The organism is Sodalis-like endosymbiont of Proechinophthirus fluctus (assembly GCF_001602625.1).
Lineage (GTDB): Bacteria > Pseudomonadota > Gammaproteobacteria > Enterobacterales > Enterobacteriaceae.
Map to the genome: position 1 here is coordinate 65,449 of NZ_LECR01000039.1, position 5,720 is coordinate 71,168.

8 protein-coding genes and 1 pseudogene are annotated in these 5,720 nt (G+C 53.5%); all 9 read left to right on the plus strand.

Annotated elements, in window-relative coordinates:
* A partial coding sequence (locus tag BG74_RS16640; RefSeq protein ID WP_305809570.1) for a 3-oxoacyl-[acyl-carrier-protein] synthase III C-terminal domain-containing protein occupies positions 1 to 188 on the plus strand: 188 nt, incomplete at its 5' end.
* Between the two features lie 18 nt (positions 189 to 206).
* Positions 207 to 1,136, plus strand: coding sequence for an ACP S-malonyltransferase (gene fabD, locus BG74_RS04310; RefSeq protein WP_066596842.1), 930 nt, complete (start codon positions 207 to 209; stop codon positions 1,134 to 1,136).
* Positions 1,137 to 1,150: 14 nt separating this feature from the next.
* Complete coding sequence (gene fabG, locus BG74_RS04315) at positions 1,151 to 1,885, plus strand: 3-oxoacyl-ACP reductase FabG (RefSeq protein ID WP_066596844.1); 735 nt, start codon at positions 1,151 to 1,153, stop codon at positions 1,883 to 1,885.
* A 153-nt stretch (positions 1,886 to 2,038) separates the two neighbouring features.
* Positions 2,039 to 2,275, plus strand: coding sequence for an acyl carrier protein (gene acpP / locus BG74_RS04320; protein ID WP_066596846.1), 237 nt, complete (start codon positions 2,039 to 2,041; stop codon positions 2,273 to 2,275).
* Between the two features lie 60 nt (positions 2,276 to 2,335).
* Positions 2,336 to 3,372, plus strand: a pseudogene (locus tag BG74_RS16645) (beta-ketoacyl synthase N-terminal-like domain-containing protein); the annotation flags it as partial.
* 76 nt (positions 3,373 to 3,448) lie between these two features.
* Complete coding sequence (pabC, locus tag BG74_RS04330) at positions 3,449 to 4,246, plus strand: aminodeoxychorismate lyase (RefSeq protein WP_066596848.1); 798 nt, start codon at positions 3,449 to 3,451, stop codon at positions 4,244 to 4,246.
* Between the two features lie 210 nt (positions 4,247 to 4,456).
* Positions 4,457 to 4,801: a hypothetical protein gene (locus tag BG74_RS04335; protein ID WP_066596850.1), complete on the plus strand. Its 345-nt coding sequence runs from the start codon at positions 4,457 to 4,459 to the stop codon at positions 4,799 to 4,801.
* A 122-nt stretch (positions 4,802 to 4,923) separates the two neighbouring features.
* Positions 4,924 to 5,172, plus strand: a complete 249-nt coding sequence (locus BG74_RS19550; RefSeq protein ID WP_369678503.1) for an endolytic transglycosylase MltG — start codon at positions 4,924 to 4,926, stop codon at positions 5,170 to 5,172.
* Positions 5,173 to 5,231: 59 nt separating this feature from the next.
* On the plus strand, positions 5,232 to 5,720 hold a 489-nt coding region (gene tmk, locus BG74_RS04340; RefSeq protein ID WP_066596852.1), incomplete at its 3' end, for a dTMP kinase.

The following is a 5,720-nucleotide window of genomic DNA, read 5'->3' on the forward strand; positions in this document are numbered from 1 at the left end:
AGCGCTTGGGAATGAGTATGGAAAAAGTGTTAGTCACACTCGATCGGCATGGCAACACCTCTGCCGCTTCTGTACCGCTGGCGTTCGATGAAGCGGTGCGTGACGGCCGCATTCAGCCAGGACAGCTAGTGCTGCTTGAAGCCTTTGGCGGTGGTTTCACCTGGGGTTCGGCGCTGTTACGGTTTTAATTTACAGGAAGCATAATAATGACTGTTTTTGCCATGGTATTTCCAGGACAGGGTTCTCAGACGGTAGGAATGCTGGCGGAGCTGGCAGCGGATCACGCAGTGGTCAAGGCGACGTTTGCCGAAGCTTCTTCTGCCCTGGGCTATGATTTGTGGATGAGGGTGCAACAAGGCCCGGCTGAAGAGCTGAATAAAACCTGGCAGACCCAGCCGGCATTATTAGCGTCATCTGTTGCCCTATGGCGTGTTTGGCAGCAGCAGGGCGGACGGGCGCCGGCTCTGCTAGCCGGCCATAGTTTGGGCGAATATTCCGCTCTGGTCTGCGCCGGCAGTCTGGATTTTACCGCGGCGATCACGTTGGTGGCGCTGCGTGGCAAACTTATGCAGGAAGCAGTACCGGCCGGAAGCGGCGCAATGTCCGCTATCATCGGGCTGGACAACGATGCTATCGCCGCTGCCTGTGAACGTGCGGCTCAGGGGCAGGTAGTTTCGCCGGTAAATTTCAATTCGCTGGGTCAGGTAGTAATAGCCGGGCACAAGGAAGCGGTAGAACGGGCTGGCGTGTTCTGTAAGGAAGCCGGGGCCAAGCGCGCGTTGCCGTTGCCGGTCAGTGTACCGTCTCATTGTGCCTTGATGAAGCCAGTTGCGGAAAAACTGGCGCAGGCATTAGAAGCAGTAACATTTGTCGCGCCGCGGATCCCGGTGATCAACAACGTTGATGTGCGCGCGGAGCAGGATCCTGCGGCCATCCGCCAAGCATTAGTGCGCCAGCTTTATAGCCCAGTGCGCTGGACTGAAACCGTGGAGTACCTTGCGGCCCAGGGCGTAGAAGTATTGTTGGAAATCGGCCCTGGCAAGGTGCTTACCGGCCTGACCAAACGTATTGTTGCCACCCTGTCGGGCGTAGCGGTTAATAATCCCGCCTCGCTGGCCACAGCGATTGAACATTAACATTGGGGTTACAGATGAGCTTTGAAGGTACAATTGCGCTGGTGACCGGCGCTAGCCGGGGTATTGGTCGCGCGATAGCGGAAACGCTCGCGACGCGTGGCGCGACTGTGATTGGTACCGCTACTAGTGAAACGGGAGCGGCTGCCATCAGCGTCTATTTGGGCGACAGTGGTAAAGGAATGGAATTGGATGTTTCCAATAACGATTCTATCGAGGCTTTTTTAGAGAAAATGCGCGCGGAATTTGGCGACGTGGATATTTTAGTAAATAATGCGGGCATTACGCGTGATAATCTGCTGATGCGAATGAAAGGAGATGAATGGCAGTCTATTCTTGATACTAATCTGACGTCCGTATTCCGCATGTCTAAAGCGGTATTGCGAGCCATGATGAAAAAGCGCTACGGCAGAATTATTACAATCGGTTCTGTTGTTGGTGCTATGGGAAATGTGGGACAAACTAATTATGCTGCCGCTAAGGCGGGTATAATTGGCTTCAGTAAATCGCTGGCGCGTGAAGTCGCCTCGCGTGGTATTACGGTCAATGTGGTGGCACCGGGATTTATTGCGACAGACATGACCGAAGCGTTGACAGATGAGCGCCGTGCGGGCATTTTGTCCCAGATTCCAGCAAATCGTCTCGGCTATCCGAAAGAAATCGCCAGTGCTGTTGCTTTTTTCGCCTCTGAGGAGGCAGCATACGTTACCGGAGAAACGATACATGTCAATGGCGGCATGTATATGCTGTAAAAAGCACGAAAATCATTTGCGTTATTTGTGGTAAAAACCACAAAATAGCATAAAATCGTGGTTCGACCAGCTGGGATGAGTTGCATCTTTTTCAACATGTTATACACTACGAAAACCATCGCGTAAGCGAGTTTTGATAGGAAATTTAAGAGTATGAGCACTATCGAAGAAAGCGTTAAGGCAATCATCGCTGAGCAACTAGGCGTTAAGAAAGAAGAAATCGTAAATAATGCTTCTTTCGTTGACGACCTCGGCGCTGACTCTCTTGACACCGTCGAGCTGGTAATGGCGCTGGAAGAAGAGTTCGATACTGAAATTCCGGACGAGGAAGCTGAGAAGATCACTACTGTTCAGGCGGCGATTGATTTTATTCAAGCAAGCCAGCAGTAAGCGAACATCCCTAGGCGGTCACACGACCGCCTGGCCTTTTAGGCTCACAGTAAATTATTATCGCTCCTTGCTGGACAGAATGGCATCGGCCTGGTCGGCCATTTTGATACTACTGCCTATGCAACACTTTTTGTAGGATTAGTTAAAATTTTAATTCTGAAAATTATCTGTCGCGCAAAGAAGCCCTGCAAGATGGATGCATTCATCCAATATGGCGTCGCCGCTGACTTCCAGGCAATACAAGGATTCCAGTCTTGTGGTAACCGAAGAAAATGCCGATCGCATCGGCGCGGCTATCGGTTCGGGTATCGAGGGATTGATTAAAAAAAACTACAGCGCGCTAGTGAGTGGAGGACAAGGACCCAGTAAAATCAGCCGTTCTTCGTGTCCTCGACCGTTTTCAATATGGTGGCAGGCCATTTATTCATTAACCGTCTATATACCACCGGTGTGCATGATATCAGCCATGCGGCGCGCATTGTCGCTTATGACGATGCGGACGTCTTACTGGCAGGGCACAGAGAAAGGCAATACACCGTTGGGCATCGGTGGTTTTGGCGCGGCTCGGGCGTAATGATGCTGGAGGAGTATGAGCATGCCAAACGGCATGGCTCGAAAATCCATGCCGAAGCGGTTAGATTTGACATAAGCAGCGATGCTTACCATATGACCTAACCGCCGGATAACAGCGCTGCACGATCGATGTCAATACTTTACGTGATGCAGGCATATAACGCTGGCGCCATTGGCCTACATCAATGTGCACGATACCGCGACGCCTGTCGGCGGTAAAGCCGAAAACTAGGGGTGGAGGCGGTATCGCCGAGTCTGCCAGTTAAAAGTGATGGTAATCTCGAAGAATTCGATGACGGGCATCTGCTTGGAGACAGCCGGCGCTATCGAACCAATCTTCAGCGTGTTGGCATTATGCGATCGAGCGGATTCCACCAACTATTAACCTAGATTATCATCTAAATGATCCTAACGAAGGCTGCGATCTTGACTATGTGCTGAATGAAGCGCGTCAGGTCTGCACCTTGTGCAATTCGTTCAGCTTCGGTGGTACTAACGGTTCACTGGTGTTCCGCGCGATTTAATCGTAGCATGTTGCCTAATGTCCCGTTATAGGGACATTTTACCCTTCCGCGACCGGGCCCACACACAGGAGGCGAAATGTACTGGATCAATAGTATCCCGCAGGCACAATTGCCGCTCACCGATCGCGCCGTACATTTTGGTGATGGTTTCTTCACCACCGCCCGGTTGCTTGACGGAGACATTCCTCTTCTGGAGTGGCATCTCGAACGACTGTCGATGGCAGGGCAGCGGTTACTGTTCGCGCCATTCAATGCCGACGCCATGCGCCGTGAAATGTTGGCGGCGGCACATGGCAGCGGCGATGGCGTTATTAAGGCGCTGATAAGCCGAGGCAGCGGCGGTAACGGCTATAGCTTTCGTGGCTGCGAAACGCCGCAGCGCATCGTTTCGCGAACGCCTGCGCCGGCACAGTATCCCCGCTGGCGCCAGGATGGGGTGCGGCTCAGCCAAAGCCCTGTGCGCCTGGCGCGTAATCCGCTGCTGGCGGGTATCAAGCATAATAACCGGTTGGAGCAGGTGCTTGTCCGCGCTCACTTGGACCGCAACGGCACGGATGAAGCGCTGGTGCTGGATACCGAGGGTATTGTGGTGGAGTGTTGCAGCGCCAATCTTTTCTGGCGCTGTGGGCGAGAGGTTTTTACGCCCGCACTGCGTTATGCCGGCGTCGCCGGCGTGATGCGTCGCCGTGTCATGTCGCTGTTGCCGGAGCTAGGCTATACGCTAGAGGAAGTGAGCGTTGGGCCTAACGCCCTGACCATGGCGGATGAGGTGTTTATCACCAACGCCCTGTTGCCAGTGGTGCCAGTGCGGGCAATAGACACCCGGCAGTATGCCGACAGAACGCTCTGCTTGCAGCTTAGCCCGCTTTGTTGACCGCCGCCAGACATGAAATCGTTATGTTGATCTTGGCCAACAGTGTGCGACCGACCTGTTGGTTTAGGAGGGAACATGAATTTATCGATGAAAAAGAAAGGGTGTCTCATCATCCTGCCGCTGGTGCTAGTAGTTCTGGCTGTCGACTGCTTGCAACAATTGCTGCGTTGACAGTATTTGGCGCGACATCTCGACTAGTTGCCGTGGCTAATGGAGCTGCTTGAGTCGTTGGCGCTGGTCGATACTTATCAGATGAAGCTGGGAATGGACAGCGCGCGATCTGCTGCAACTGCTGGTCAGCGGCAAAGAGGCGCAGTTTTCCATCCGTTTTATCGAAGGATCGACACTGAAATAGTGGTCGGTCATTCTCGGGCAGGCACCATATCGTATATGAAACACGATCTGCATGGAGAGCCACAGAGCAAGACGGCTGTGGTGCAAAAATCAAAACTCTGTGAGACGGCAGATAGCGTGCTAGAGGGACGATTCTATACCAACACCTATCTTTATTACCGCCAATACCCGAGAGCGCGAATCCTCAAGCGCGTCCGCTAGCGCATGAGTACCACTCTGTCGCAGATCTGGCAGGGAAGACGCTGGCCGATGGGCCTGCTGTCCGAGATAAGGAGGAGCGGGCGCGCGTTGCGTTGGTATTTATTAACCGACTGAGTATCGACATGAAACCGCAAACAGACCCGACGGTCATCTACGGTATGGGCGAAAATTATTGCCGCAGTATTACGCGGCAGGATTTAACGACGCCAATGCCGTACAATACCTATATCATTGTTTGGCTGCTGCCGCCTGCCGACTGCAATGCCAGGCTAGGATTTACTGGAGGCCGTTGCGTATCCAGAGAAAAGCCCCTACCTCTATTATTCGTTGCCGACAGAGGCGCGTCAGTCATATGTTTACCACCAAGTTAGCGAACTATAGCCAGGTGGTGCAGAACGCTATCGCCAGTGGAAAAACGCAAAGGAAAACCATGAACAGTAAATTCATTGTGATAGAAGGGCTGGAAGGCGCCGGCAAAACTAGTGCGATTGCCGAAGTGGTAGACGTTCTGCGTCAACAGGGTATTTTCGATGTAGTATTTACCCGTGAACCTGGCGGTACACCACTGGCAGAGGCGCTGCGCACGCTTATCAAAGACGGCGCGGGCGACGAGCCCGTCATCGATCGCGCGGAATTGCTGATGCTTTACGCTGCGCGGGTACAACTGATGGAAGGAGTTATTAAGCCAGCGCTGACCTGCGGCGCCTGGGTGGTGGGCGACCGCCACGATCTCTCTTCCCAAGCCTATCAAGGGGGGGGGCGCGGCATAGATACGCGCCTGTTAAAAACGCTGCGCGATACAGTACTAGGAGAGTTCCGACCCGACCTAACGCTGTATCTAGACATTCCGCCCGCACTCGGTCTGGCCCGCGCCCGCGCCCGCGGTGAACTGGATCGGATCGAAGTGGAGTCTCTGGCG

What these genes read in the sequence shown, in the direction of transcription:
- pabC (WP_066596848.1), top strand. Translation starts at nt 3,449, where the DNA reads ATGTACTGGATCAATAGTATCCCGCAGGCACAATTGCCGCTCACCGAT.
- fabD (WP_066596842.1), top strand. Translation starts at nt 207, where the DNA reads ATGACTGTTTTTGCCATGGTATTTCCAGGACAGGGTTCTCAGACGGTA.
- BG74_RS19550 (WP_369678503.1), top strand. Translation starts at nt 4,924, where the DNA reads ATGAAACCGCAAACAGACCCGACGGTCATCTACGGTATGGGCGAAAAT.
- fabG (WP_066596844.1), top strand. Translation starts at nt 1,151, where the DNA reads ATGAGCTTTGAAGGTACAATTGCGCTGGTGACCGGCGCTAGCCGGGGT.
- BG74_RS04335 (WP_066596850.1), top strand. Translation starts at nt 4,457, where the DNA reads ATGGAGCTGCTTGAGTCGTTGGCGCTGGTCGATACTTATCAGATGAAG.
- acpP (WP_066596846.1), top strand. Translation starts at nt 2,039, where the DNA reads ATGAGCACTATCGAAGAAAGCGTTAAGGCAATCATCGCTGAGCAACTA.